At 53.5% G+C, this 2,188-nt stretch carries 4 protein-coding genes; all 4 read right to left on the bottom strand.

Going from position 1 to position 2,188, the window contains the following annotated elements; translation table 11 throughout:
• Positions 1 to 309, bottom strand: a 309-nt coding sequence (locus ACR0BZ_RS19795; RefSeq protein WP_480921075.1) for a M15 family metallopeptidase domain-containing protein, incomplete at its 3' end; no start/stop codon positions are given.
• The gene (locus ACR0BZ_RS19800; protein WP_480621762.1) at positions 306 to 1,550 is read right to left on the bottom strand and encodes a hypothetical protein; all 1,245 of its coding nucleotides are present in this window, start codon (positions 1,548 to 1,550) and stop codon (positions 306 to 308) included. The genes ACR0BZ_RS19800 and ACR0BZ_RS19795, both read right to left, overlap by 4 nt.
• 42 nt (positions 1,551 to 1,592) lie before the next feature.
• Positions 1,593 to 1,814 carry a hypothetical protein gene (locus tag ACR0BZ_RS19805; protein ID WP_480873001.1) on the bottom strand — a complete coding sequence of 74 codons (222 nt, stop codon included), beginning with the start codon at positions 1,812 to 1,814 and terminating at the stop codon, positions 1,593 to 1,595.
• A gap of 17 nt (positions 1,815 to 1,831) precedes the next feature.
• On the bottom strand, positions 1,832 to 2,188 hold a 357-nt coding region (locus ACR0BZ_RS19810; RefSeq protein WP_480921076.1), incomplete at its 5' end, for a hypothetical protein.

Raw genomic sequence — 2,188 nt, forward strand, 5'->3', positions numbered from 1 at the left:
CTTGTCGAGGGTTTGATACAAGTCCAAGTCCCATAAAGGTTTGGACCAATCATGGCTCATAGCGGCGAGATCGACCGCACGTCCGTCGATATGATAGGAGTGGAGAGTTTGAGATTTCCCCTCTCGCACTAATCTCGCTTGCTCGGCTTGGGTTCTTCGCCCGCAAGTGACCCGCCAGTTTGCTGTCTCGTTAGGATGTTCGTTCTGGTAATAGCGAAGCACCCCGTCAAGGAGGATGAAGATTAGACGGGGATCTACCCCGTCTAACCTCGACAGCCTATCGATAGGCATATCCGTGAACGCGATCATTTAATCTCATCCTTGATATGACCCGTCACGGTTGCCGAGACCATGCCCTCATACGCAACGAACTTTTGGTTGGCATTGGTGCCCACGAACAAAGCGTCAATGTCCGTGGTTTTGGGATAAAGCCCCTTAGTATCAAGGCTATCCCCGGCGTCGGTCACGTCCAAACCGGAGGACATAGGCAGCGGATAAGGCAAGTCTGTGTCTGCGGCGTTGATGAACTGTTCGCCATGGCTGAGTAGATCACGGTGATCATAGATCATTGAGGCCGTGGACGCGGGGGTGTGTTTGCCGGTCTCAAAGAGGCGATCTCGCGCCGAAGCCTCAAGCGCGCGCACAGCGGCTGTCGGGTCGTCCAAGGTGTACGACGGATACCAGTCCGTGAAGCCCCAGAGTTCGCCAATGAGCGACGAATGCCGGATTGAAGATTGGAACATCTTGGGCCGGACACCAATAACGCCGATGATAAAGCCGGGTTCAATAAAGCGCTTAGCTTTATCCAGTTTGATATCCTCAGAGTAGTAATACGACGAGGCCGGGGACCCGTCTGCGGGGTTGATGACGTTGGTTGGCCGGGACCATTTGCGATGATAACGTAGGATTTCAGGTTCACCCTGAGTGGTAACGGATGATTTAACACCGTAGGTCTCCAAGTAGTCTTCATAGGTCAATTCCGTCATTTGCATTTGTTGCAGCATTTGCCACTGGTTCAGCGCCTCGTATGTCTGGCGGGCGTCTGTAACGTCAACAGCGGCGTCCGCAGGTTCAAAGATAAGGTTGTTGTACCAACTGCGGTTGTTAAGCTGCATCATTGATACGCCATCGATGGTCGGGACCGTGTGACCCTCATCCGTGAAATGGGCTTCGATGATCTGATCATAGCAAAGCTTGATCCAGTCAATTTGACCGTTCTTTGTGAAGAACCGGGGTTTGTCTGCCCCGGCGAGATATGCGGCGGAACTTTCGCCATCATTCAGGAAGGCTTGGCCGAGATCGCGGTCAATGTCGGTCAGCTTTACGTAGAAATACCACGCTTCCAACCATGCGCCCGACAAGGGGTTGTTAACAGGTTGGCCGACGATGGTCAGGCGGGACGTGATAGCCTGACAGGTTTCGCCCGGTAGAACGGGGTGCGCGAAAAACGGATACAGCCCGTAAGGCTTCATCACACCCGCGACAGGGAAATTCGGTGTCCGGTTTTTCCGCATTATGCGGCGCTGGTTCGGATCGAGTGAAATTTGCATGTTGATACTCCGAAAAGCCCGGCACTATGGCCGGGCGTAAGGTTAAAACTTGGAAGTTTTCGGCTTGGTGGGCTTCATACCAGTTGCCAGCATGGCGGCCATTGGATCGGGGCGCTCTGCTGGGTTTTCGATCACGATCCGTATTGTTTGAGCAGCACCGCTGCGGCTGCGGTTGCTGCGGCTGCGCCCCCGGCTATAAGCGCGGGCTTTGGTTTTTGGTGCCGAGCGGCGGCTTGGAGCGCGACGATAAGAACGTTTAGCCATCTCATTTTCTTCCTTTCTTAGACAAACCACGGGGAGTTAAGGTTGAATTCGGACCCCGATGCACTACGCATATCCGCTGCATACCGATCTTTCAACCCATGAATGTACCCAAAAACTTTATCCTCGACATAATTGTAAGTCAGGTCGGCGAACAACTGTTCCCAATCCATAGCAGGCAGTCCATGCTTGAGTATCCAGTCCAATTTCTCACGATGCGTCATCTCTCGTTCAAGTTTGCCATTCCTGCGGACTTGGGGAAATTGGCCGTTTTCGAGGATGATTTCCAATATTTCCGCCCCTTCCGTGGCCTTGTCCATGAGCCACGTAATGACCGCGAGGCCCTGTCGGGACTTAGACTTGCGCTCGCGGACACC

The organism is Ruegeria sp. P8, assembly GCF_056534665.1.